Source organism: Pseudomonas sp. microsymbiont 2 (assembly GCF_054788395.1).
Genome location: NZ_CM139112.1, coordinates 1,868,123 through 1,891,016 on the forward strand (window position 1 = coordinate 1,868,123; position 22,894 = coordinate 1,891,016).

General features: G+C 65.4%; 18 protein-coding genes, 1 tRNA gene and 2 pseudogenes. 13 read left to right on the forward strand and 8 right to left on the reverse strand.

Annotated features, from left to right (window positions below; genetic code table 11):
- Positions 1-95 precede the first annotated feature (95 nt).
- The 4 genes from ACYUME_RS08485 (at position 96) to ACYUME_RS08500 (ending at position 2,922) form a co-directional block, all read left to right on the forward strand.
- A complete protein-coding gene (locus ACYUME_RS08485) occupies positions 96-1,304 on the forward strand; it encodes an ammonium transporter (protein WP_279887160.1) in 1,209 nt (402 codons plus the stop codon).
- A 72-nt stretch (positions 1,305-1,376) separates the two neighbouring features.
- On the forward strand, positions 1,377-1,613 hold the full coding sequence (locus ACYUME_RS08490) for a glutaredoxin family protein (protein WP_279887161.1): 237 nt from the start codon (positions 1,377-1,379) through the stop codon (positions 1,611-1,613).
- Positions 1,614-1,681: 68 nt separating this feature from the next.
- Positions 1,682-1,990, forward strand: coding sequence for a hypothetical protein (locus ACYUME_RS08495; protein WP_050704807.1), 309 nt, complete (start codon positions 1,682-1,684; stop codon positions 1,988-1,990).
- A 47-nt stretch (positions 1,991-2,037) separates the two neighbouring features.
- Positions 2,038-2,922: a pseudouridine synthase gene (locus ACYUME_RS08500; protein ID WP_460418558.1), complete on the forward strand. Its 885-nt coding sequence runs from the start codon at positions 2,038-2,040 to the stop codon at positions 2,920-2,922.
- Positions 2,923-2,959: 37 nt separating this feature from the next.
- Here the strand turns inward: ACYUME_RS08500 and ACYUME_RS08505 are convergent.
- The 3 genes and pseudogenes from ACYUME_RS08505 to acnA form a co-directional block, all read right to left on the reverse strand.
- Positions 2,960-4,525, reverse strand: a pseudogene (locus ACYUME_RS08505) (methyl-accepting chemotaxis protein).
- 201 nt (positions 4,526-4,726) lie between these two features.
- The gene (locus ACYUME_RS08510) at positions 4,727-5,503 is read right to left on the reverse strand and encodes a CPBP family glutamic-type intramembrane protease (RefSeq protein WP_460418559.1); all 777 of its coding nucleotides are present in this window, start codon (positions 5,501-5,503) and stop codon (positions 4,727-4,729) included.
- Positions 5,504-5,737: 234 nt separating this feature from the next.
- The gene (acnA, locus tag ACYUME_RS08515) at positions 5,738-8,479 is read right to left on the reverse strand and encodes an aconitate hydratase AcnA (protein WP_460418560.1); all 2,742 of its coding nucleotides are present in this window, start codon (positions 8,477-8,479) and stop codon (positions 5,738-5,740) included.
- Between the two features lie 219 nt (positions 8,480-8,698).
- Here acnA and rlmM point away from each other — a divergent pair, with 219 nt between their 5' ends.
- From rlmM to pdxB, 3 genes are all read left to right on the forward strand, one after another.
- Positions 8,699-9,763: a 23S rRNA (cytidine(2498)-2'-O)-methyltransferase RlmM gene (rlmM, locus tag ACYUME_RS08520; protein WP_460418561.1), complete on the forward strand. Its 1,065-nt coding sequence runs from the start codon at positions 8,699-8,701 to the stop codon at positions 9,761-9,763.
- A 67-nt stretch (positions 9,764-9,830) separates the two neighbouring features.
- Positions 9,831-10,073 carry a sulfurtransferase TusA gene (gene tusA, locus ACYUME_RS08525; RefSeq protein ID WP_279887170.1) on the forward strand — a complete coding sequence of 81 codons (243 nt, stop codon included), beginning with the start codon at positions 9,831-9,833 and terminating at the stop codon, positions 10,071-10,073.
- A gap of 46 nt (positions 10,074-10,119) precedes the next feature.
- The gene (gene pdxB, locus ACYUME_RS08530) at positions 10,120-11,262 is read left to right on the forward strand and encodes a 4-phosphoerythronate dehydrogenase PdxB (RefSeq protein ID WP_460418562.1); all 1,143 of its coding nucleotides are present in this window, start codon (positions 10,120-10,122) and stop codon (positions 11,260-11,262) included.
- Positions 11,263-11,443: 181 nt separating this feature from the next.
- On the opposite strand, the gene ACYUME_RS08535 is transcribed toward pdxB, so the two are convergent.
- On the reverse strand, positions 11,444-11,614 hold the full coding sequence (locus tag ACYUME_RS08535; RefSeq protein WP_279887173.1) for a PA1571 family protein: 171 nt from the start codon (positions 11,612-11,614) through the stop codon (positions 11,444-11,446).
- A 247-nt stretch (positions 11,615-11,861) separates the two neighbouring features.
- Between ACYUME_RS08535 and ACYUME_RS08540 the strand changes: the two genes are divergently transcribed.
- From ACYUME_RS08540 to ACYUME_RS08555, 4 genes and pseudogenes are all read left to right on the forward strand, one after another.
- Positions 11,862-13,625 carry an ABC transporter transmembrane domain-containing protein gene (locus tag ACYUME_RS08540; protein WP_460418563.1) on the forward strand — a complete coding sequence of 588 codons (1,764 nt, stop codon included), beginning with the start codon at positions 11,862-11,864 and terminating at the stop codon, positions 13,623-13,625.
- Positions 13,626-14,425: 800 nt separating this feature from the next.
- Positions 14,426-14,521 (forward strand): annotated as a pseudogene (locus ACYUME_RS08545) (hypothetical protein); the annotation flags it as partial.
- Between the two features lie 228 nt (positions 14,522-14,749).
- Complete coding sequence (locus ACYUME_RS08550) at positions 14,750-15,454, forward strand: methyl-accepting chemotaxis protein (protein ID WP_460419312.1); 705 nt, start codon at positions 14,750-14,752, stop codon at positions 15,452-15,454.
- Between the two features lie 440 nt (positions 15,455-15,894).
- Positions 15,895-17,460, forward strand: coding sequence for a malate:quinone oxidoreductase (locus ACYUME_RS08555; RefSeq protein ID WP_460418564.1), 1,566 nt, complete (start codon positions 15,895-15,897; stop codon positions 17,458-17,460).
- Positions 17,461-17,651: 191 nt separating this feature from the next.
- Here the strand turns inward: ACYUME_RS08555 and ACYUME_RS08560 are convergent.
- Both ACYUME_RS08560 and ACYUME_RS08565 read right to left on the reverse strand, forming a co-directional pair.
- Positions 17,652-17,728, reverse strand: a tRNA-Pro gene (locus ACYUME_RS08560).
- 81 nt (positions 17,729-17,809) lie between these two features.
- Positions 17,810-18,031, reverse strand: coding sequence for a YgdI/YgdR family lipoprotein (locus ACYUME_RS08565; protein WP_279881055.1), 222 nt, complete (start codon positions 18,029-18,031; stop codon positions 17,810-17,812).
- A 181-nt stretch (positions 18,032-18,212) separates the two neighbouring features.
- On the opposite strand from ACYUME_RS08565, the gene moaB reads away from it, so the two are divergent.
- Entirely contained in the window at positions 18,213-18,752 is a 540-nt protein-coding gene (gene moaB / locus ACYUME_RS08570; RefSeq protein ID WP_279881057.1) for a molybdenum cofactor biosynthesis protein B, read from the forward strand.
- Positions 18,736-19,962 carry a molybdopterin molybdotransferase MoeA gene (locus tag ACYUME_RS08575; protein WP_460418565.1) on the forward strand — a complete coding sequence of 409 codons (1,227 nt, stop codon included), beginning with the start codon at positions 18,736-18,738 and terminating at the stop codon, positions 19,960-19,962. The genes moaB and ACYUME_RS08575 overlap by 17 nt, the downstream gene beginning before the upstream one ends.
- Here the strand turns inward: ACYUME_RS08575 and ACYUME_RS08580 are convergent.
- Both ACYUME_RS08580 and ACYUME_RS08585 read right to left on the reverse strand, forming a co-directional pair.
- Positions 19,951-21,186 (reverse strand): glycosyltransferase family 4 protein, encoded by a 1,236-nt coding sequence (locus ACYUME_RS08580; protein WP_460418566.1) that lies wholly within the window; start codon positions 21,184-21,186, stop codon positions 19,951-19,953. The two genes, ACYUME_RS08575 and ACYUME_RS08580, sit on opposite strands and share 12 nt — an antisense overlap.
- Before the next feature lie 63 nt (positions 21,187-21,249).
- Entirely contained in the window at positions 21,250-22,707 is a 1,458-nt protein-coding gene (locus ACYUME_RS08585) for a mannose-1-phosphate guanylyltransferase/mannose-6-phosphate isomerase (protein WP_460418567.1), read from the reverse strand.
- Between the last annotated feature and the right edge of the window lie 187 nt (positions 22,708-22,894).

Genomic DNA, 22,894 nt, shown 5'->3' on the forward strand with positions numbered 1-22,894 from the left:
CGGTCATCGAAACAGGGCAGGGGCCTGGCACCGATCAGGTGCATGGATGCCGGTTCTTGAACTGTCCTGGTGCCTTTTCGCAGGTCTGCCACTTCATGGAAAACATGCATAGCGCGATGGACTCCCTGGTCCATGGCTCCAACACTCTGTTCATCCTCATGGGCGCGATCCTGGTCCTGGCCATGCACGCGGGATTCGCCTTTCTCGAGGTCGGCACCGTCCGCCACAAGAACCAGGTCAACGCCTTGTCGAAGATTCTCAGCGACTTCGCGGTATCGGCGCTGGTGTACTTCTTCATCGGCTACTGGATCGCCTACGGCGTAAGCTTCCTGCATCCGGCGGCGACACTGGCCAGCGACCACGGCTATGGGCTGGTCAAGTGCTTCTTCCTGCTGACCTTCGCCGCGGCCATCCCGGCGATCATTTCCGGGGGCATCGCCGAGCGGGCGCGCTTCGTGCCGCAACTCTGCGCGACGGCGTTGATCGTGGCGTTCGTCTACCCGTTCTTCGAAGGGGTGGTATGGAACGGCAACCTGGGCATCCAGGCCTGGTTGCAGGCGCGCTTCGGCGCACCGTTCCATGACTTCGCCGGCTCCGTGGTGGTGCATGCCATGGGCGGATGGCTGGCGTTGGCGGCGGTCGTGCTGCTGGGCGCGCGCCGTGGCCGCTACCGCGACGGGCGTCTGGTGGCGTTCGCGCCGTCGAGCATTCCATTCCTGGCGCTGGGCTCGTGGATTCTGATCATCGGCTGGTTCGGCTTCAACGTCATGAGCGCGCAGACCCTGCAGGGCGTGAGCGGCCTGGTGGCGATCAATTCGCTGATGGCCATGGTGGGCGGCACGCTGTCGGCGTTGCTGCTCGGACGCAACGACCCTGGTTTCCTGCACAACGGCCCGCTGGCGGGCCTGGTGGCGGTGTGCGCCGGCTCCGACCTGATGCACCCGGTAGGGGCGCTGGTCACCGGGCTGGTGGCCGGTGGCGTGTTCGTCTGGTCCTTCACGGCGGCCCAGAACCGCTGGAAGATCGACGATGTGCTCGGGGTATGGCCGCTGCATGGCTTGTGCGGTGTGTGGGGCGGCATTGCCTGTGGCGTGTTCGGGCAGGCGGCCCTGGGCGGGCTGGGTGGGGTCAGCCTGGTCAGCCAGTTGCTGGGCAGCCTGGCGGGCGTTGTGGTGGCGCTGGTCGGTGGATTCGCCGTGTATGGTTCGATCAAGGTGCTGCATGGCCTGCGCCTGAGTCACGAGCAGGAGTTCCAGGGCGCGGATCTCTCGCTGCATCGGATCGGCGCCACCAGCCAGGATTGAGCCAGGGCAGGTGCGCGCTCGCGGACAGGGACCTAGAATGAGCATCCACCCATGCGATTCGTGGATGCCTGCATGCTCCCTGAAACCCAATTGTTCGGCACCGTCGGGTGCCACCTGTGCGAAGTCGCCGAGGCTGTGCTCATGCCGTTCGTCGAGCACGGCCTGATGGTCGAGCTGGTCGATATCGCTGACAGCGAGGTGCTGTTCGAGCGCTATGGCCTGAGCATCCCGGTGCTGCGCCGTTGCGACAGCGGCGCCGAGCTAGGCTGGCCGTTCGATGCCGAGCAGGTGGTGGCCTTCCTGGGCTGAGCCTCGCATTGACGGCGGCACGGCACGCTCCGTATGCTGTATATAAATACAGTGTCCGAGGTGAAACCATGCTCAATGTCGAGCAACTCAAGTACAGCATCAACCACATGGCACCCGAGCGTGTGTGCGAGGCGGTACTGGAATTGCGCCTCGATGGCATCGTCACCGATGAGCGGACCCCGTTCGGCAAGGTCCATTTCAATACCTGTTTCGCCGAGATCGAGGCGCTGTTCCAGCGCGCCGGTTTCCACCGTCCGCTGGATGTGGTGGGCTACCAGGGGCTGAGCTATGCGCTCTACGACCCGGGCCGTTGGGACGCGGTGCAGGTGCTGCGCTGGCTCAAGGCGCGCTGCGAGCCGGCCAGCGAGGCTGGTTGAGGGGCGCGGGGTAGGGGATAATGCCGCCCCCTGCAAAACCGAGCCTGATGATCATGCCTTTCGACCCTGCCCGCCAGCAAGCCAGCACCGTATGCCTGCCCCCAGGGCACTGGACGACGGTGCTCGACTGCCTGTGTGATCATTTCAAGGGCATCGGCCGTGAGCAATGGCTCGACCGATTCGCCCGGGGCCGGGTGCTCAATGCCGACGGCCAGCCTATTGCGGCGGATACGCTCTATCGGCGGGGCATGCGCTTGCACTATTTCCGTGAGGTGCCCAACGAGAAGGTGATTCCGGTGCAGGAAGAAATCCTGCATGTCGACGAACACCTGGTGGTGGCGGACAAGCCGCACTTCCTGCCTGTCACGCCCACCGGCGAGTACGTCGAACAGACGCTGCTGCGCCGGCTCATCCGGCGCCTGGACAACCCGCACCTGGTGCCGCTGCACCGCATCGACCGGCACACCGCCGGGCTGGTGCTGTTTTCCGCCAACCCGCAAAGCCGTGGCGCCTATCAGCGCCTGTTCCCCGAGCGGCGCATCGACAAGCACTACCAGGCGATCGCCGCCGCCATGCCGCAGCACGACTACCCGCTGGTGCATCGCAGCCGCCTGGTGCATGGCGAGCCGTTCTTTCGCATGCATGAGGTGGCAGGGGCCGACAACAGCGAAACCCATGCTTGCGTGCTGGAGAAAAATGGCGAGCTGTGGCGCTACGGGCTGTCGCCGGTGACTGGCAAGACCCATCAGCTACGGGTGCATATGGCGGCGTTGGGCGCGGGAATCTGCAACGATCCGTTCTATCCGCAGCTGGTCAACGAGCAGGATGATTACGCGCGGCCACTGAAGCTGCTGGCCCACAGCCTGCGCTTCGCGGATCCGTTGACGGGTGAGGTACGGTACTTCGAGAGCCGTCTGACGCTCGACTGGTAAAGCATCGCGGGCTTGCCCCGCGATGCTTTTACAGGCTTCAGCGGTTGAAGCGTTCCACCAGCGAGTACTGGGTGCCCGCGGTGCTGGTCAGCTCCTCGCTGAGCAGCGCCGAGCGCTGGGCTTGGCCCGCGGTCTGGTCGGCCAGGTCGGCGATGGTGCTGATGTTGCGGCTGATCTCCTCGGCCACCGCGCTCTGCTCCTCGGTGGCGGCGGCGATCTGGGTCGCCATGTCGGTGATGTTGGCCACGGCCTCGCTGATACCGACCAGTGCCTAGTCGGCTTCCATGACCCGTTCGACACCTTCCTGGGCCTGGCGGTGCCCGGTCTCCATGGTCTGCACCGCGTTGTTGGCGGTCTGTTGCAGCTTGGCGATCAGGGTGTGGATCTGCCCGGTGGACTCGGCGGTGCGTTGAGCCAGCTGGCGAACCTCGTCGGCGACCACGGCGAAACCGCGGCCCATTTCACCGGCACGGGCGGCTTCGATGGCGGCGTTGAGCGCCAGCAGGTTGGTCTGGTCGGCAATGCCCTTGATCACATCGACCACGCCACCGATCTCGTCGCTGTCCTTGGCCAGTTGCGTCACGGTCAGGCCAGTTTCGCCCACGGCAGCCGACAGGCGCTCGATGGCGTCGCGGGTTTCGCCGGCGATGTTGCGGCCCTGGCTGGTCAGGCGATTGGCTTCCTGGGTGGCATCGGCGGTGCGTTGGACGTGGTTGGCCACTTCCTGGGTGGTGGCGGCCATCTGGTTGACGGCGGCGGCGACCTGCTCGGTTTCCACGCGCTGACGCTCCAGGCCCGACGAGCTCTGGTGGGCGAGGGCGTCGGACTGGCGGGCCTGGTCGCTGAGCTGTTCGGCGCTGTCCTGCAGGCGGGTCAGGCAGGTCTTCATCCGCGCATCCTGGCTGAGCATGGCCATTTCCAGGCGCGCCTGGACGCCACGGCTGTCGGTATACATCTGTGCGATCAGCGGGTCGGAGGTGGTCTGCTCGGCCAGGCGCAGCAGGCGTTTGAGGCCGCGCTGCTGCCAGCCCAAGCCAAGCAGGCCCAGCGGCACCGACAGGCCCGCGGCCAGGGCGAAGCCCCAGGAGTGACCGAGCCAGTTGCCGATCAGGAAACCGATCTGGCTGACGAGAATGAACGGCAGCCAGTCCTGCAGCACCGGCAGCCACTTGTCGCGCTTGGGAATGGCCGACTTGCCCTGGTTGATGCGCTGGTACAGGCCTTCGGCGCGGCGGATCTGTTCGGCGGTGGGCTTGACCCGGACCGACTCGTAGCCGATGACCTGGTTGTTGTCGAAGATCGGTGTGACGTAGGCGTTGACCCAATAGTGGTCGCCGGACTTGCAGCGGTTCTTGACGATGCCCATCCACGGCAGGCCCTGCTTCAGGGTCTGCCACATATGGGCGAACACCGCCGGCGGCACATCGGGATGGCGTACCAGGTTATGCGGCGCGCCCATCAGGTCCTCGCGGGAGAAACCGCTGATCTCGACGAAGGCATCGTTGCAGTAGGTGATCACGCCCTTGGCATTGGTGGTGGAGATCAACCGCTGCTGGGCAGGGAAAGTCCGTTCTCTCTGGGTAATCGGCTGGTTGTTACGCATTGGCTGTTCAATCCGCGAGGCTTTCGACAGGTATCGGCAAGCTTCTGGTTTTATTGAATGGATATTTAACTACGTTGACCTGGAGCAAGGCGCGCTTAGGCTGGCTGGGTTAACAGAAGGTGGCCTGATCGCAGACGTTGACCCCTGTATTGCAGTTTTACTCTGGAATTATGACGGCTAGGTCGGATCATGACCGATCGCTCACGACAGGGCCAGCATCGGATAGGTGAAAGCCGCGAAGTGCGCCAGGTTGACGCAGACATGGCACAGCACCGCCGCCGCCAGCCCGCCATGGCGATAGGCCAGACCATACCCCACCCCGGCCAGGGTGGCCAGGTAGAACCATTGCCAGCCACCGGCCAGGTGCGCGAGGCCGAACAGCAGCGCGGCCACCAGCAACGCCAGCCCCTCGTGCCTGAACAGACGTTGCAGGCCGCCCTGGATGTAGCCACGGAACAACAATTCCTCGGTCAGGCTCACCAGCAGCAGGTTATTCAGCAGCCACAGCCAGGCCTGGTCGGGCCATTTCGGTGCCCAGGCCACCATGCCCAGGGCCCAGGCGCCGCCCAGGCAGGCGAGCAGGGTGAGCGGCAGGATCAGCGCCAGGCTCATGGCCAGGCCGCGCCCACGCAGCATCACCAGCCAGGGGCAGGCCAGCAGCAGCCACAGGCCGATCAGCGGTTTGTCGAGGTTCAGGTACATGGAGAATGGCACCGCGCCTTCGCTGAGCACGGCCTTGTCGATCACCCGGGCACCATGGAAACCGGGTAGCCAGTGCAACGCCAGGGCGACGGCGAGCGCGATGAACAGCAGGTGGCCGAGGCTTTGTTGCCAGCGTACCGGACGGCGGGCGAGCAGGGCGCTGCCTAGCAGGGCGAGCAAGGCGGGCAGGGCGGCGAGGCCGAGGCTGCCGTAGGCCAGGGCGATCGTATAGCCGAGGGCGAGCAGGAGCAGGGCGATCCAGTGGGGAAGAGGCATGACATTTCCTTAGTGCCGGTGAATCCGAGGAGGGTAGGACTTACACCATGGCCTTCAGGACACTTGGATGTTTGCGCGTTTGGGCGGGTAATGCCGGGACCGCGTTGCGGTCCTTTCGCGGCACAAGGCCGCTCCTACAGGACGGCGCGGTCTCCTGTAGGAGCGGCCTTGTGCCGCGAAAGGGTCGCAAAGCGACCCCCGGCAATCTTGAATTGGAAAGGGATAGGCCCAGCCTTATCCTGCGATCAACTGTCGCAGCACATAATGCAGGATCCCTCCCGACTTGAAGTACTCGACCTCATTGAGGGTATCGATCCGGCACAGCACCTCGATCTGCTCCTGGCGCCCATCCTCGCGGATGATGCGCAGCGGCAGGCTCATGCCCGGGCGGATCTGCGCGCCATCAAGGCCCAATACATCGATGCGTTCCTTGCCGGTCAGCCCCAGGCTCTTGCGGTCGTCGCCGGCCTTGAACTGCAGCGGCAGCACGCCCATGCCCACCAGGTTGGAGCGGTGGATGCGTTCGAAGCTTTCCGCCAGCACCGCCTTGACCCCCAGCAGGTTGGTGCCCTTGGCCGCCCAGTCGCGGCTGGAGCCGGTGCCGTATTCCTTCCCGGCGATCACCACCAGCGGCGTGCCGTCCTGCTGGTAGCGCATGGCGGCATCGTAGATCGACAGCTTCTCGCCCGTGGGCACGTACAGGGTGTTGCCGCCTTCCTCGCCGCCGAGCATCTCGTTGCGGATACGGATGTTGGCGAAGGTGCCGCGCATCATCACTTCATGGTTGCCGCGCCGCGAGCCATAGGAGTTGAAGTCGTGCGGCTCCACGCCCTTGCCGCGCAGGTAGCGCCCGGCCGGGCTGTCGGCCTTGATGTTGCCGGCCGGGGAGATGTGGTCGGTGGTCACCGAGTCGCCGAGCAGGGCGAGGATGCGCGCGCCGTGGATATCGCCGATTTCCGGCAGCGGGCCGCCGATACCGTCGAAGAACGGCGGGTGCTGGATATAGGTGGAATCGTCCTGCCAGACATAGGTGGCCGCCTGGGGCACTTCGATGGCCTGCCACTGGGCGTCGCCGGCGAACACCTCGGCATATTCCTTGTGGAACATGCGCGTGTCGACGTTGCCGACGGCCTCGGCGATCTCCTGCTGGCTCGGCCAGATGTCACGCAGGTATACCGGCTTGCCGTCCTTGCCGGTGCCCAGCGCATCCTGGGTCAGGTCGACGCGCACGCTGCCGGCCAGGGCATAGGCCACTACCAGGGGCGGAGACGCCAGCCAGTTGGTCTTGACCAGCGGATGCACCCGGCCTTCGAAGTTGCGGTTGCCCGACAGCACCGAGGCGACGGTGAGGTCGGCGCTGCCGATGGCCTTCTCGATCGCTTCGTCCAGCGGTCCGGAGTTGCCGATGCAGGTGGTGCAGCCATAACCGACCAGGTCGAAGCCGAGCTGGTCGAGATAGGGCGTCAGCCCTGCCGCCTTGAAGTAATCGGTGACCACCTTGGAGCCGGGCGCCAGCGAGCTCTTGACCCAGGGCTTGCGTGTCAGGCCCTTTTCCACGGCCTTCTTCGCCACCAGCCCGGCAGCCATCATCACGCTGGGGTTGGAGGTATTGGTGCAGGAGGTGATGGCGGCGATCACCACGGCGCCGTCGCGCAGGGTGTGGGTCTGGCCGGCGTGGGTGTAGTCGATTTCACCAGCCTGGTCGGCACTGCCGACCGCCACGCCACCACCGCCTTCGTTTTCGAGTCGGCCAACGGCCTTGGTCAGTGGCTTGGGCTGCAGTTCGATGAACTGGTCGAAGGCTTGGCTGACCTGGTTCAGCGGCACGCGGTCCTGTGGGCGCTTGGGGCCGGCAAGGCTGGCTTCGACGTCGTTCATGTCCAGCGCCAGGGTGTCGCTGAACAGCGGCTCCTGGCCCGGCAGGCGCCACAGGCCCTGCACCTTGCTGTAGGCCTCGACCAGTTGCACGGCCTCCTCGGGGCGGCCGGACAGGCGCAGGTAGTCCAGGGTCACCTGATCGACCGGGAAGAAGCCACAGGTGGCGCCATACTCGGGGGCCATGTTGGCGATGGTGGCGCGGTCGGCCAGCGGCAGGTCGGCCAGGCCGTCGCCATAGAATTCGACGAACTTGCCGACCACGCCCTTCTTGCGCAGCATCTGTGTCACCGTCAGCACCAGGTCGGTGGCGGTGATGCCCTCGCGCAGCTTGCCGGTGAGCTTGAAGCCGATCACCTCGGGAATCAGCATCGACACCGGCTGGCCGAGCATCGCCGCCTCGGCCTCGATGCCGCCCACGCCCCAGCCGAGCACGCCCAGGCCGTTGATCATGGTGGTGTGCGAGTCGGTGCCGACCAGGGTGTCGGGGAAGGCATAGGTGCGGCCGTCCGCGTCGCGGGTCCAGACCGTGCGGCCCAGGTACTCGAGGTTGACCTGGTGGCAGATGCCGGTGCCCGGCGGCACCACGCGGAAGTTGTCGAAGGCGCTCTGGCCCCAGCGCAGGAAGGCGTAGCGTTCGCCGTTGCGCTGCATCTCGATGTCGACGTTCTGGGCGAAGGCGCTGGGGCTGGCGTAGCGGTCGACCATCACCGAGTGGTCGATCACCAGGTCCACCGGCGACAGCGGATTGATGCGTTGCGGATCGCCACCGGCCTTGGCCATGGCCGCGCGCATGGCGGCCAGGTCGACCACCGCCGGCACGCCGGTGAAGTCCTGCATCAGCACGCGCGCCGGGCGGTACTGGATCTCGCGGTCGGAGCGGCGCTCCTGCAGCCACTGGGCCAGGGCGCGCAGGTCGTCGCCGGTGACGGTCTTGCCGTCTTCCCAGCGCAGCAGGTTTTCCAGCAGCACTTTCAGCGACATGGGCAGGCGCTGCAGGTCACCGAGCTGACGGGCAGCCTCGGGCAGGCTGAAATAGTGATAGGTGCGATCGGCTACCTGGAGGGTCTTGAGGGTTTTCAGGCTATCGAGCGAGGGCATTTACAACTCCTTGTGCTCCGGTGCCCGGCGACTGCGGGTCGCTCGCCGGTGTCACCGCTCTGGATTGGTCCGCACGGCACGGACCTGGCTGAACAGACAGGTTAGACCGGTTTGGCCCTCCTGCCCTTTTTCTGGACCGGTGGGACGTGTCGCAGGTTCCGATCTTCCTTTATCATTCGCCGCCCTGGCGCCACCTGCGTCAGTGATGTGGAGTGAGAAATGAATACCCTGTTCATGCATTGCCGGCCCGGCTTCGAGGGCGAGGTCTGCGCCGAAATCAGCGAGCACGCCGCCCACCTGGGCGTGGCCGGCTACGCCAAGGGCAAGCCGCAGAGTGCTTGCGCCGAGTTCGTCTGCAGCGAGCCGGACGGCGCCGAGCGCATGATGCAGACGCTGCGTTTCTCGCAGCTGATCTTCCCGCGCCAGTGGGCGCGCGGCGCCTTCGTCGAGCTGCCGGAGAGCGACCGCATCAGCGTGCTGCTGGAGCACCTGGCCGGGCTGCCGGTGTGTGGCAGCCTGTGGCTGGAAGTGCTCGACAGCAACGAAGGCAAGGAGCTGTCGACGTTCTGCCGCAAGTTCGAGGTGCCGCTGCGCAAGGCGTTGGAGAAGGCCGGTCGGCTGGTCGACGACGTGCGCAAGCCGCGCCTGCTGCTGAGCTTCATCAGTGGTCGGCGGGTCTTCCTCGGCCTTGCCGAGGCCGACAATTCGGCGCTGTGGCCGATGGGCATACCGCGCCTGAAGTTCCCCCGCGAGGCGCCCAGCCGCTCGACCCTCAAGCTGGAGGAAGCCTGGCACCAGTTCATTCCCCGCGACCAGTGGGACCAGCGTCTGAACGATGACATGACCGGCGTCGACCTGGGCGCCGCTCCCGGTGGCTGGACCTATCAGCTGGTCAAGCGCGGCATGCTGGTGACCGCCATCGACAATGGCCCGATGGCCGAGAGCCTGATGGACACTGGCCTGGTCACTCACCTGATGGCCGATGGCTTTACCTGGAAGCCCAAGCACACGGTTGACTGGATGGTCTGCGACATCGTCGAAAAGCCGGCCCGCACCGCCTCGCTGATCGAAACCTGGCTGGGTGAAGGGCTGTGCCGCGAAGCGGTGGTCAATCTCAAGCTGCCGATGAAGCAGCGCCATGCCGAGGTACGCAAGCTGCTCGAGCGCATCGAGGCTGGATTCAAGGCACGCAAAGTGAAAGTGTCGATCGCCTGCAAGCAGCTGTATCACGACCGCGAGGAAGTGACCTGCCACCTGCGCCGGCTGGACCTGAAACCGCGCTGAGGCCATCGCGGGGCTGTGACAGCCCCGCTTCATGCGCCACAATGACGATCATTTTGCGGAGCCCTACATGACCGATTTCACCCACGACGCGATCCTTGACGCCACCGGCCTGAACTGCCCGGAGCCGGTGATGCTGCTGCACAAGCACGTGCGCGAGCTGGCCGGCGGCGGCGTGCTCAAGGTGATCGCCACCGACCCGTCGACCCGTCGCGACATTCCCAAGTTCTGCGTCTTCCTCGGCCACGAGCTGCTTGGTCAGCAGGAAGAGGCCGGCACCTACCTGTACTGGATCCGCAAGAAGGCCGACTGAGCCGCGGCGATCGCGCTACACTGCGCTCCCCTGACAGGAGAGCGCCATGCTGATAGTTGCCGACGAGAATATCCCGCTGCTCGATGCCTTCTTCGCCGGTTTCGGCGAGATCCGCCGTTATCCTGGCCGGGCCATCGACGCTGCCTGCGTCAAGGACGCCGACGTGCTGCTGGTGCGCTCGGTGACCCGCGTCGACCGGCAGCTGCTCGAAGGTAGCCGGGTGCGATTCGTCGGCACCTGCACCATTGGCACCGATCACCTTGATCTCGATTACTTCGCCGAGGCCGGTATCCACTGGAGCAGCGCGCCCGGTTGCAACGCCCGCGGCGTGGTGGACTACGTGCTGGGCAGCCTGTTGACCCTGGCCGAGCTGGAAGGGGCTGACCTGAGCACGCGGGTCTACGGCGTGGTCGGGGCCGGCGAGGTCGGTGGCCGTCTGGTGCGGGTGCTGCATGGCCTGGGCTGGAAGGTGCTGGTGTGCGACCCGCTGCGTCAGGCCAGCGAGGGCGGCAACTTCGTCGACCTCGATACGATCCTCGAGCAGTGCGATGTCATCAGCTTGCACACCCCGCTGCAACGCGGCGGTGAGCACCCGACCTGGCACCTGCTCGACCAGCCTCGCCTGGCGCGCCTGCGTGCCGGCGCCTGGCTGATCAATGCCAGCCGTGGGCCGGTGGTGGATAACGCGGCCCTGCGCGAATTGCTGCTCGATCGCGAGGATGTGCATGCGGTGCTCGATGTGTGGGAAGGCGAGCCGCAGGTAGAGCTGCAACTGGCCGACCTGTGTACCTTGGCGACGCCGCATATCGCCGGTTACAGCCTCGACGGCAAGCAGCGCGGCACGGCGCAGATCTACCAGGCATTCTGCCGCTGGCGCGCCGAGCCCGAGCAGGTGCGCCTGGCCGATCTGCTGCCGGCACCGGCGCTGGCGCAGATCGAGTTCGACGCGGGCGCTGACACGGCTTGGGTGCTGGCAACGCTTTGTCGGGCAGTGTATGACCCGCGCCGTGACGATGCGGATTTCCGTCGCAGCCTGAGTGATGATCCGGTCGAGCAGCGCGCGTCGTTCGACCTGCTGCGCAAGCACTATCCGGTACGGCGTGAGATCGAGGGGCTGGCGGTGCGAGTACGTGGGGAGGCGCCGCAACTGGCACAGGTGGTCAGTGCGCTGGGGGCGGTGCTGGCCTGAGGGGTTCTTGTAAAAGCACCATTCGCGTGGGGGCAACTGTCTTGTTCAGATTTCTCAATCTGACGCGATCCCTGTGGGAGCGGGCTTGTCGGGGCGCCGAACCGCCGCGAACACGGGCGAAGCCTGCGTTGTCTGCTTTGCGGGTAAACCCGCCCCCACAGGGTTGCACGCCATCCTGGGGTCAGCCCTTGCTGACTTTCTCGACCCGGCTGTCTTCGAGGTCCTTGCAGGCCTTCTGGATCATCTTCTCGGTGATCGGCACCTCGCGGCCCTGGGCGTCGATGATCGAGCCGCAGACCTGAGGTTTTGGAGGGTTCTGGGTCTTGGGCGTTTCGGTGTGCTGCAAGCTCATGTCCTTTCTCCTCTTTCAGGTTCGAGCTCAAGGTATCGCTTCGCCGTGACTGGTCTGTGACAGCTTCTTCGGCGTCGTGCTGGATCAGTCCACCAGAAAGCGCGGTAAAGCTCCAGCAACACGTTAGAACGAATGCGCATAGGTACTGTTGCCTCGTTCGTTCATGCGACGGCGTCGCATTCGCGGGCGTTCCTCGCGGTGGACGAATGGTAGTCTTGTTGCCTCTTTCTGCCGAATGACGGTCGCCATGCCAGATCCGATCTCCCCACGCCAACGCCTGGCCTTGCACCTGGGCTGGCGGTTCATTCGTCCGTATCGACGCCAGGCCTTGCTGGCCTTGCTGGCGTTGGTGACTACCGCCGCCATCACCTTGTCCATGGGGCAGGGGATCCGCCTGTTAGTGGACCAGGGTTTCATGACCGGCTCGGCCCACCAGCTCAACCAGACGATCGGCCTGTTCCTGCTGCTGGTCATGGCCCTGGCGGTGGGCACGTTCGCCCGCTTCTACCTGGTGTCGTGGATCGGCGAGCGTTGCGTGGCCGATATCCGTCGGGCCGTGTTCGACCATCTGGTCGGTCTGCATCCCGGTTTCTTCGAGGACAACCGCAGCTCGGAGATCCAATCGCGACTGACGGCCGACACTACGCTGCTGCAGTCGGTGATCGGTTCCTCGCTGTCGATGTTCCTGCGCAACGCCTTGATGGTGGTGGGCGGTGTGATCTTGCTGTTCGTCACCAACCCCAAGCTGACCAGCATCGTGGTGTTGGCCTTGCCCCTGGTACTCGCGCCGATCCTGCTGTTCGGCCGGCGCGTGCGCAGCCTGTCGCGACAGAGTCAGGACCGGGTGGCCGACGTGGGCAGCTACGTCGCCGAAGCCCTCGGCCAGATCAAGACGGTGCAGGCATACAACCATCAGGGGCGCGACCGCGCGCTATTCGCCGAGACGGTGGAGGCGGCGTTCGAGGTGGCGCGGCGGCGCATCGCCCAGCGTGCCTGGCTGATCACCCTGGTGATCGTGCTGGTGCTCGGCGCGGTGGGGGTGATGCTGTGGGTCGGCGGCATGGATGTGATCGCCGGGCGCATCTCCGGCGGCGAGCTGGCCGCCTTCGTGTTCTACAGCCTGATCGTCGGCAGCGCCTTCGGCACGCTGAGCGAGGTGATCGGTGAACTGCAGCGCGCCGCCGGCGCCGCCGAGCGCATTGCCGAGCTGCTGGCCGCACCCACGGCGATCCTCGCGCCGCCACGGCCGGGTGCGTTGCCGGGCGGGCGCGCCAGCGGCGCCATCGAGTTGCGCGAGGTGTGCTTTGCCTACCCGTCGCGCCCCACGTTGCCGGCCATCGACGGATTGAGCCTGGATATCCAGGCGGGCCAGACCGTGGCCCTGGTAGGGCCATCGGGCGCGGGCAAGTCGACGCTGTTCGACCTGCTGCTGCGTTTCTACGACCCGCAGCAAGGCGCGATCTACCTCGACGGCCAGCCGATCACCGGGCTGGAGCCGGCCGAGTTGCGCCGTCAGTTCGCCTTGGTGGCCCAGCAGCCGGCGCTGTTCCGTGGCACGGTCGAGGCCAATATCCGCTATGGCCGGCCTGAGGCCAGCCTGGCCGAGGTCGAGGTGGCGGCCCGTGGTGCCCATGCCCATGAGTTCATCGTGCAGTTGCCGCAGGGTTACCAGACGCCCTTGGGCGAAGGTGGCGTGGGCCTGTCCGGTGGCCAGCGGCAACGCCTGGCGATTGCCCGGGCGTTGCTGGTGGACGCGCCGATCCTGTTGCTGGACGAGGCCACCAGTGCCCTGGATGCGCAGAGCGAGTACCTGATCCAGCAGGCGCTGCCGCAATTGATGGCCGGGCGCACCACCTTGGTCATCGCCCATCGCCTGGCCACCGTGCAGCATGCCGACCGCATCGCGGTGATCGACAAAGGCCGGCTGGTGGCGTTCGGCAGTCATCGGCAGTTGATGGAGGAGAGTCCGCTCTATGCACGGCTGGCGTCGCTGCAGTTCAACCCAGGATGATGAGGTATTTCGGCCTGCTCGTAGCTTGTCGCGGATTTGTAACAATTTTGTAGCATTTGCCTGAGACTATCTGAAGCCACTGTTGTGCAAGTGCTCGACCTGGCTGCCATCGATCGATGGCGGCTTTTTTTGGGTCTGCGAACGAGGACAAGGATGTCTGTCGGCGGCGCTGCCATGCGCTGTTTTCCCTCCTCCTTGTTCCGAGATCCGCGATGTTGCGTAAATCCCTCCGAGTGCAAATCCTCACCCTGCTTGGCGGCAGCCTGGCGGCGATCCTGCTGATCGCCCTGGTGTGCTTCCAGTTCCTGTCGTCCAGCGTGCGCGGCTATGCCGAACTGGTGGACGGGCCATTGCGCGCTTCGCAGTTGATCGACGAGGCCAACCTGCAGTTCAAGATCCAGGTGCAGGAATGGAAGAACGTGCTGCTGCGCGGTCGCCAGCCGGCCGAGCTGGACAAGTACTGGCAGCAGTTCCAGGCCCGCGAGCGGCAGGTGCAGCAGTTGCTGGGGCAGCTGATCGACAGCAGCGACCCGAGCGTCAAGGCGCGCCTGGAGCAGCTCGAGGCCAGCCATCGACAGCTGGGTGCGGCTTATGAACGGGGGCGCCAGGCATTTCTTGCCGCAGGCGGCGACCCGGTGGCCGGCGACCTGGCCGTCAAGGGTGTGGACCGTGCCGCCAGCGAGCAGATGAGCGCGCTGGTCGAGCAGTTGCGTGCCGAGGCCCATGGGCGGGCGCAGCAGATCAGCGCGGGCGCCGAGCGCACCGTGTGGCTGGGCATACTGGTGATGCTCGGGTCCGCCATGCTGGTCGGCCTGTTCAGCCTGTGGCTGGTCAACCGCAGCCTGGTCGAGCCGATTCGGCAACTGATCGACTACGTTGCCCAGCTCAGCCAAGGCCGCTTTGGCGCGCGGGTCGACAGCCGCCGCGAAGACGAACTGGGGCGCCTGGCGCGTGCCGCCAACACCCTGCGCGACTTCCTGGCCGATACGGTCGGCCGGCTGAAGGACAACGCTGAGGAACTGGAGCATGCCAGCGGCCAGCTGCGCAGTATCGCCGGCGACATGGCCCATGGCACCCAGGACCAGTTCCAGCGCACCGACCAGGTCGCCACGGCGATGCACGAGATGTCCGCCACCGCCCAAGAGGTGGCGCGGCATGCCGCCGATGCCGCGCGGGCGGCGGACGAAGCCGACCATAGCGCCCAGGCCGGCGAGCAGGTCATGCAGAGGACCATCGACACCATTGCCGTGGTCAATCGCGAGATCGCCGGCACCGCCGCAGTGATCCGCCACCTGGAAAATGACAGTACGCGGATCGGCAAGGTGCTCGAAGTGATTCGCGGCATTGCCGAGCAGACCAACCTGCTGGCGCTCAATGCCGCCATCGAGGCGGCGCGTGCCGGCGAGGCCGGGCGCGGCTTCGCGGTGGTGGCCGACGAGGTGCGCAGCCTGGCCCAGCGCACCGCGGCGTCGATCGCCGAGATCCATCAGATCATCGAGGCGGTGCAGTCGGGCGCGGTGGAGGCGGTCAAGGCCATCGAGAGCGGCCAGCAGCGCAGTGAGGAGGGCGCCGAGCAGGTGCAGCACGCCGGACAGATGCTGCAACGCATCACCACGGCGGTGGAGGCGATCCGTGACATGAATCGGCAGATCGCCACTGCTGCGGAGGAACAGACCAGCGTTGCCGAGGACATTTCGCGCAACCTGATCGAGATCACTCGGATCGCCACCGACAACCAGCAGGCGGTGCGGCACACCGAGCAGGCCGGGCAGCGCCTGCATGGGTTGTCGGGACAGCTGGGCGAAGTCACTTCCCGATTGACTGCCTGACAAGCCTGCACGATCCCTGTAGGAGCGGCCTTGCCGAGGCGTCGGACCGGTCGGAAAGGGCCGCAAAGCGGCCCCGACGATCTTTGCATCAACGCTGATATCCTGGGGCTGCTACGCAGCCCTTTCCGACCGGTCCGACGCCTCGGCAAGGCCGGCCCCGCAGGTGTTCGGGGGAAAACCGCCATCCCCCAGGCAAAGTACCCATCCATTTGGCGGATTGCCGCCAACCCGCCCCGGCAAATCCCACTGCGCCAGCACGCCACAGCCCTGCGCCATTGGTCCAGGCCATGCTGGCACACTCCCTGCTTTACGGCGCCCCGGGCCACGGCCCGAGGCGATCGTGCCCCGATCCCGCAAGCGACCTGCGAACCAGAACAACAACCGGGCGTGCACGCCGGGGGCAACGACTGCCAATCCTTCACTTCAATTGGATTGAGCTAATGAAAAAAATCCTGCTGACGCTCCTGTGCCTGGGCGTCATCGGTTGTTCCAAGCCCGAGGAGCCGCAAAAGTCCGTCGATGTCCTGCTGATCGGCGGCGGCATCATGAGTGCGAGCCTGGGGACCTACCTCACCGAGCTGGAACCGAACTGGAAGGTCGACGTCTACGAGCGCATGGACCAGGTCGCCGAGGAAAGCTCCAACGCCTGGAACAACGCCGGCACCGGCCACTCGGCGTTCTGCGAGCTGAACTACACCAGCGTCGGCAAGGACGGCAGCATCGACATCAGCAAGGCGGTCAATGTCAACGAGCAGTTCGAGGTGTCCAAGCAGTTCTGGGCCTACCAGGTCGAGCAGGGCGTGCTGAGCAACCCGCGTTCGTTCATCAACAACGTGCCGCACATGAGTTTCGTCTGGGGTGACGAGAACGTTGCTTTCCTGCACAAGCGCGTCGAGGCCCTGAGCCACAGCTCGCTGTTCCGTGGCATGGAGATCAGCGAGGACCACGAGCAGATCCGCAAGTGGGTGCCGCTGGTGATGGAAGGCCGTGACCCTGGACAGAAGGTGGCCGCGACCCGCATGGCCATCGGCACCGATGTGAACTTCGGCGAGATCACCCGCCAGCTGTTCACCGCCATGACCCGCAACCCCAATGTGCAGCTGCATTTGAGCCACGAGGTGCGCGACATCGTGCGCAACGACGATGGCAGCTGGAACGTGGTGGTGGCCGATCTGGCCAACGGCGGCAAGGAGTCCGCGGTCAAGGCCAGGTTCGTCTTCATCGGCGCCGGTGGCGGCGCGCTCAAGTTGCTGCAGAAGTCCGGCATTAAGGAAGCTGAAGGCTACGCTGGCTTCCCGGTCGGTGGACAGTTCCTGATGACCGACAACGCCGACCTGGTCGCCCGCCACAAGGCCAAGCTGTACGGCAAGGCCTCGGTCGGCGCGCCGCCGATGTCGGTGCCGCACCTGGACACCCGGGTGATCGATGGCAAGGAAGTGCTGCTGTTCGGTCCGTTCGCGACCTTCTCCACCAAGTACCTCAAGCACGGCTCGCTGCTGGACATGTTCAGCTCGCTGACCGCCCACAACATCAGCCCGATGATGCATGCCGGGATCGACAACATCGACCTGAGCACCTACCTGATGGGGCAACTGATGCTCAGTTTCGATGACCGCATGGCGGCCCTGCGCGAGTACTTCCCCAACGCCAAGAACGAAGATTGGAAGCTGCTCCAGGCCGGCCAGCGGGTGCAGGTGATCAAGAAGGATCCCGAGCACGGTGGCGTGCTGCAGTTTGGCACCGAAGTGGTGGCCGCCGAGGACGGCAGCATTGCCGCGCTGCTGGGCGCTTCGCCCGGCGCCTCGACCGCCGCGCCGATCATGCTGAGCGTGCTGGAGAAGACCTTCAAGGATCGAATCAAGAGTCCGCAATGGCAGGCCAAGCTCAAGGAAATCGTGCCGACCTACGGCCAGAAGCTGAACGATGACCTCGAGCTGACCAACAAGACCCGCGAGTGGAGCAGTGCGCGCCTGCAACTGCTATACGTGCCGGTGTTGCCGGAGTAACCGTGTGAGCTGAGCGTGGGAGCGGCGCCAAGCTGTAGGAGCGGCCTTGCCGAGGCGTTGGACCGGTCGGAAAGGCCGCTCCTACAGAAATCACGCCAGTTGAAAAATCTCAGCAAGACAGTTGCCCCCCACCTGCAGGTTCCTGTTTCGCAGGCAACAAAAAACCCGCTCGAGGCGGGTTTTCTGGGATTTGGTCGGAGAGACAGGATTCGAACCTGCGGCCTTCTCGTCCCGAACGAGACGCGCTACCTGGCTGCGCTACACTCCGATGCCCAAAATCCTACTGCATCGTTTTTTTCAACGCAACCCCTTGTTGCAAAAAGGAGTTGCGCTAAAAAACAGGGCTGAATCACAGCTCTTTGACGGTACGGATCTGGTCCTTGTTGATGCGCGTGCGCTTGCCGTCGAGCTGCTCGAATTCGTAGAAGCCAGAGTCTTCGTCGTATTGCGGGGTGTCCACCGCCTGGATCTCGCGACCGTCGTTCAGGGTAATGACGGTCGGCGAAGCGCAGCCGGCGAGGGCGCCCAGGCCCAAGGCGAGCAGGAAGGCGGGAAGGGTCCGTTGGATCATCGTGTTTCTCCAGTGCGATGGTGCTAGATGTCATTAAGACGCGAGGCGTCCACGCAAGTTCCTTGCACAGTGCAGCATAGCGCCATCGTGGCGGCATTGACCAAGAACAAGGCCGGGATCGTTGGCCGATGGCCTGTGATATAACAGCGCACAACCTGTATTCCCTCGCGACGGACCCTTCATGAAAGCCAAGGCAGATACTCCTTTCGTGCCGCTGAACATCGCCGTGCTCACGGTCAGCGACACCCGCACCTTCGACACCGATACCTCGGGACAGCTGTTCGTCGATCGCCTGACTGCCGCCGGCCACCGCCTGGCCGAGCGCACGCTGCTCAAGGATGACCTGTACAAGATCCGCGCCCAGGTCGCGACCTGGATCGCCGACGATCAGGTGCAGGTGGTGTTGATCACCGGTGGCACCGGCTTTACCGGGCGCGACAGCACCCCGGAAGCCGTGGCCTGCCTGCTGGACAAGCAGGTCGAGGGCTTTGGCGAGCTGTTCCGGCAGATCTCGGTGGCCGACATCGGCACCTCCACCGTGCAGTCCCGCGCCCTGGCCGGCCTGGCCAACGGCACCTTGGTGTGCTGCCTGCCCGGCTCGACCAATGCTGTGCGCACCGGGTGGGACGGCATTCTCGCCGAGCAGCTGGACGCCCGTCACCGGCCGTGCAACTTCGTGCCGCACCTGAAGCAGGCAGCGGCCTGTGACAGCCGTGGCTGAGGCGGCCCAGGCACGGCCGCTGATGCCGGTGGAGCAAGCCCTGGAGCGCCTGCTGGCGCTGGCCGAGTCGGCACCGATCGGCGAAACCGAGACCGTCGCCCTGGCCGATGCCGAAGGTCGTGTCCTGGCCACCGAGCTGGTGGCCGGGCTCGACCTGCCGCCCTGGCCCAACAGCGCCATGGACGGCTACGCCCTGCGGCTGGCCGATTGGCAGGGCGAACCGCTGCGGGTGACCCAGCGTATCTTTGCCGGGCATGTGCCACAGCCCCTGGAGCCGGGTACCTGCGCACGGATCTTCACCGGGGCGCCGCTGCCCGAGGGGGCCGATTGTGTCGAGATGCAGGAAAACACCGAGGTGCTCGAAGACGGTCGGGTGCGTTTGCTCGAGCCTCTGACGCTGGCGCAGAACGTTCGCCCCAAGGGGCAGGAAACCCGTGCGGGCGAGCCGGTGATGAGCGCTGGCACACGGCTGGGGCCGATCCAGCTCGGCCTGGCCGCGACCCTGGGTTTCGGTTCGCTGGACGTGCGGCGCAGGCCACGGGTGGCGGTACTGTCGACCGGCGACGAGCTGGTGGAGCCGGGCTTGGCACTAGGGCCGGGGCAGATCTACAACAGCAACCGGCGCCTGCTGGTCAGCTGGTTGCAGCGCCTGGGCTGCGAGGTGGTGGATGCCGGTATCCTGCCGGACGACCTCGAGCGCACTCGCCAGTGCCTGGCCCGGTTGGGTGATGTCGACTTGATCCTGTCCACCGGTGGCGTTTCGGTGGGCGAGGCCGACTTCCTCGGCATGGCCCTGCGCGAAGCGGGGGAGCTGGCGCTGTGGAAGCTGGCGATCAAGCCGGGCAAGCCATTGACCTTCGGTCATTACCAGGGCGTGCCGGTGATCGGCCTGCCCGGCAACCCGGCCTCGACCCTGGTCACCTTCGGCCTGTTGACTCGCCCCTACCTGCTGCGCCGCCTGGGCGTCGCCAATGTCGCGCCGCTGCGCTTCAGCGTACCGGCCGGCTTCGACTGGCCCCAGCCGGGGACGCGTCGAGAGTACCTGCGGGCACGGATCGAGGACGGTCGGGTGCGTATCTACAAGAACCAGAGTTCCGGCGTGCTGCGCAGCGCGGCCTGGGCCGACGGAGTGGTGGAAGTGCGCGAGGGCACTACGCCGCGCCAGGGTGAGCCGGTCTGGTTCATCCCGTTCAGCGAGCTACTTGGCTAGCACGCCGCTGGCGGGCGTCGCGCCCGCCGGCGCCAGCTGGGTCAGGCGCATGTGCACGTTTTCCAGCTGCTGGGCGGCGACACTCCAGTCATGACGCTGGCGGGCGAACTGGCGCCCGGCTTCGCTGAGCTGGCACATGCGCCAGGGCTGGTTGAGCAGCTGGGTGACCAGCAGCGCCAGCTGGCCGCTGTCGTCGCTGCCCAGGTAATGCTCGCCGTTGTTCATGGCCAGGCCCGAGGCGCCCTTGCTGGTGGTGATGACCGGTAGTCCCGCCGCCATCGCTTCGAGGATCTTCACCTTGGAGCCACCGGCATGGCGCAACGGTGCGAAGAACAGCGCCGAGCGGCGTTGCAACTCGCGCAGGTCGGGGCGGTAACCCACCCACTCGATGCGTGGATCGTTCCAGTGCAGCTTCCAGCTGGCGGGCAGCGCGTGTCCGGCGATCGCCAGGCGCACCGCCGGATTGCTCATCCAGACCTGAGGAAGGATCTCTTCCAGCGCCCATTCGATGGCTTCCAGATTGGCGCCGTATTCGAAATTGCCGACGAACAGCAGGCGCTGGCTGTGCGGGGTGGGGCTCACGTTCTGGTAGTGATCGCAATCCACGCCGTTGACCACCACGTTCACCGGGCGGCCGCTGATCTGGCCAATCAGCTCGGCATCGTGGGCGCTGACCGCCACCACCTCGGTGGGTTGGCGCAGCACCCGTTGCTCCCAGCGCCGATAGCGCCAGCGATCGAAGGCGTTGAGCGGGCGCAGCCACAGCGGCATGCGGTCATGGCAGGCGGCGCCCATCACCGATTCGAGATAGTGCTCGCTGAGCATGTAGGGCTGGCCTCGGGCCTGCAAAGCCTTCTCGAACGGCTGGAAGCTATAGCTGTGCTCGATCTGGATCACGTCCCAGGGTTCGTCCAGCAGTTGCTCGAAGCGGTGCCTCAGGCACGGCGCCAGACCGTTGATGATGGCGCGCATGGGATAGTCGATGATGGGCGAGGCCAGCAGGTTCAGCGGGCTGTGCAAGGGGCGCCGAGGCAATACGATCAAGCGCTCCACCAAGGGCTCCAGGGCCTCGCGCGCCGCATCGCTCAAGGGGACTTTCGACTGCACCAGCAAGGTGATCCGGTGACCATGCTGCGCCAGGGCGCGCAGCAGGTGGTATTGCCGGGTCTTGCTGCCGCTGGTGGTCGGCCAGGGCAGGTAGGGCAGGGTCCAGAGTATGCGCATGAGCCCGAATCCTCACGGTTGGCCGGGTGTCGGCCCTGGATGGCAAGACGCGCCCACTGGCAATCAGGCAGGGGCTGCTGATGCCGGGGCGCGTCCATAGATATCAGTAAAGCGCACGATGTCGTCTTCGCCCAGGTATTCGCCGCTCTGTACCTCGATCATCACCAGGTCGATGACGCCGGGGTTGGTCAGGCGGTGGGTGCGCCCGGGCTTGATGAAGGTGGACTCGTTGGTGTCGAGCAGGAACTCCTCCTCGCCATTGGTCACGCAGGCCATGCCGCTGACCACGATCCAGTGCTCGCTGCGGTGGTGATGCATCTGCAGCGACAACGACTCACCGGGGCGGACCATGATGCGCTTGATCTTGAACCGCGGGCCTTCCTCGAGCACGGTGTAAAGGCCCCACGGGCGAGTCACGGTACGGTGCAGGCGATAGGCGTCATGGCCCTGGCGCTTGAGCTGCTGGGCGATCACCTTGACCTCCTGGCTGCGTGCGGCATCGGCGATCAGCAGGGCGTCTGGCGTGTCGACGACGATCAGGTTGTCCAGGCCCACGGCGCCCACCAGCCGGCGTGGCGAGTCGATGTAGCAGTTGCTCACGTCATGCAGCACGGTTTCGCCACTGCAGTGGTTGCCCTGGCTGTCGCTCGCGCGCAGTTCTCGCACCGCTTCCCAGCTGCCGATATCGCTCCAGCCAATGTCGCAGGGCACCACGGCCACCTGGGAAGAGGGTTCCATGAGGGCGTAGTCGATGGAGATGTCGGGGACTTGCTCGAAACTGTCGGGGACGAGTTCCACTTGCAGGCCGCTCGTGCCTTCCTTGACCTGGCTCTGTTCCAGGCACTGGGCCACGAGCTCGAGGAGTTCTGGGGCATGAGTCCGCAGTTCCTGTAGCGCGGTGCCGGCGCGAAGGCAGAACATGCCGGCGTTCCATAGGTGGCGGCCGCTTTCCAGATAAGCCTGCGCGGTGTCGGCATCGGGTTTTTCGACGAAGCGGGCGACCTCATAGCCGTCGGCAGTGATCGACGGGCCTTGTTCGATGTAGCCGAAGCCTGTTTCCGCGCGGGTTGGCAGCAGGCCGAAGGTGGTCAGCCAGCCCTGCTCGGCCAGCTGGATGGCCCGTTCGGTGGCCTGTTCGAATGCGCCCTGGTCCAGGATCAGGTGATCGGCTGGCATGACCAGCAGCAGACTGTCCTCGCCATGCAGGCGGGCACAATGCAGTGCTGCGGCGGCAATGGCCGGGGCCGTGTTGCGAGCGAAAGGTTCAAGGATGAAGTCCAGCACGAGTCGTGAGCTGCCGACCTGGCGGTACTCATCCTGGGTCCGGAAGAACACTTCGCGGTTGGTCACTGTCAGTATCCGTTCCACGCCGGGCAGCTGGCAGGCGCGGCTGTAGGTCTTCTGCAACAAGCTCATGCCATCGGGCAGGCGCATGAACGGCTTGGGCATCGCCTCGCGCGATACCGGCCACAGGCGGGTGCCGGCGCCGCCAGAGATGATGCAGGGGATCAGAACGCTCATGGTCAAAGCCTCGAATCAGGGCGCTGAGGGCAGCGCAATGCAAGGGAATCACGACCTGTCAGGCATCTGGCGGCAGAAAGTCAATAAAATGACTTTTATGAGCGGCATCGTCCGTGAAGGCCAAATATTTGTCGGATGATGCACCTGTGCTGCATGGCTTTCAATGGGATTTGCATGAAAACGATCA

Bases quoted from the DNA above. Each gene is read 5' to 3' on its own strand.
- ACYUME_RS08485 (WP_279887160.1), top strand. From the start codon at position 96: ATGGAAAACATGCATAGCGCGATGGACTCCCTGGTCCATGGCTCCAAC.
- ACYUME_RS08490 (WP_279887161.1), top strand. From the start codon at position 1,377: ATGCTCCCTGAAACCCAATTGTTCGGCACCGTCGGGTGCCACCTGTGC.
- ACYUME_RS08495 (WP_050704807.1), top strand. From the start codon at position 1,682: ATGCTCAATGTCGAGCAACTCAAGTACAGCATCAACCACATGGCACCC.
- ACYUME_RS08500 (WP_460418558.1), top strand. From the start codon at position 2,038: ATGATCATGCCTTTCGACCCTGCCCGCCAGCAAGCCAGCACCGTATGC.
- ACYUME_RS08510 (WP_460418559.1), bottom strand. From the start codon at position 5,503: ATGCCTCTTCCCCACTGGATCGCCCTGCTCCTGCTCGCCCTCGGCTAT.
- acnA (WP_460418560.1), bottom strand. From the start codon at position 8,479: ATGCCCTCGCTCGATAGCCTGAAAACCCTCAAGACCCTCCAGGTAGCC.
- rlmM (WP_460418561.1), top strand. From the start codon at position 8,699: ATGAATACCCTGTTCATGCATTGCCGGCCCGGCTTCGAGGGCGAGGTC.
- tusA (WP_279887170.1), top strand. From the start codon at position 9,831: ATGACCGATTTCACCCACGACGCGATCCTTGACGCCACCGGCCTGAAC.
- pdxB (WP_460418562.1), top strand. From the start codon at position 10,120: ATGCTGATAGTTGCCGACGAGAATATCCCGCTGCTCGATGCCTTCTTC.
- ACYUME_RS08535 (WP_279887173.1), bottom strand. From the start codon at position 11,614: ATGAGCTTGCAGCACACCGAAACGCCCAAGACCCAGAACCCTCCAAAA.
- ACYUME_RS08540 (WP_460418563.1), top strand. From the start codon at position 11,862: ATGCCAGATCCGATCTCCCCACGCCAACGCCTGGCCTTGCACCTGGGC.
- ACYUME_RS08550 (WP_460419312.1), top strand. From the start codon at position 14,750: ATGTCCGCCACCGCCCAAGAGGTGGCGCGGCATGCCGCCGATGCCGCG.
- ACYUME_RS08555 (WP_460418564.1), top strand. From the start codon at position 15,895: ATGAAAAAAATCCTGCTGACGCTCCTGTGCCTGGGCGTCATCGGTTGT.
- ACYUME_RS08565 (WP_279881055.1), bottom strand. From the start codon at position 18,031: ATGATCCAACGGACCCTTCCCGCCTTCCTGCTCGCCTTGGGCCTGGGC.
- moaB (WP_279881057.1), top strand. From the start codon at position 18,213: ATGAAAGCCAAGGCAGATACTCCTTTCGTGCCGCTGAACATCGCCGTG.
- ACYUME_RS08580 (WP_460418566.1), bottom strand. From the start codon at position 21,186: ATGCGCATACTCTGGACCCTGCCCTACCTGCCCTGGCCGACCACCAGC.
- ACYUME_RS08585 (WP_460418567.1), bottom strand. From the start codon at position 22,707: ATGAGCGTTCTGATCCCCTGCATCATCTCTGGCGGCGCCGGCACCCGC.